Source organism: Streptococcus sp. HMSC077F03 (assembly GCF_001812375.1).
Lineage (GTDB): Bacteria > Bacillota > Bacilli > Lactobacillales > Streptococcaceae > Streptococcus > Streptococcus oralis_S.
Map to the genome: position 1 here is coordinate 55,700 of NZ_KV808766.1, position 479 is coordinate 56,178.

General features: G+C 44.1%; 1 protein-coding gene. It reads right to left on the bottom strand.

Annotated elements, in window-relative coordinates; translation table 11 throughout:
* Positions 1-479: SSURE domain-containing protein (locus HMPREF2853_RS09975; RefSeq protein ID WP_186821124.1), on the bottom strand; the 479-nt coding region annotated here is incomplete at both ends.

Here is a 479-nt window from a genome sequence, read left to right on the forward strand (position 1 = left end):
ACTTCATAGAAGTAAAGGCCTTTGCCCAATTTCTCTACCGGTGGGAGAGCGGGATTTTTAGCTGAACCGTTGTCTGACCATGGAGCCTTATCAGAGGCTTTCAAGATCAGGCGAGTTAACATGCCGTCTCCAGCGAAGAATTCGTATGGAATAACTTGGTTGACACCAGCTGTAAATGGGCCTGGGAAATTGGCTCTATCCAAGTAAGAAGCTGGGACATCTACTGTATCTTTGGTATTGTCAGCCACACCTTTTTGCACTTCAGCTGGAGTGGTTAAGCCATTCAAATTAACAGTCAAATCTTTAGTCGCTACGAGGTTAGTTAAGTCAGGCTTGCCATCTTTCGCACCGTACACCTTGATAGTAGCTTTATAGCTTTGTGTACCATTTTGTTTCAAAAGGTCAAGCAGCTCTTTGTCAGATTTTCCTTGGGTTCCAGCCAAATCCACTTCATAGAAGTAAAGGCCTTTGCCCAATTT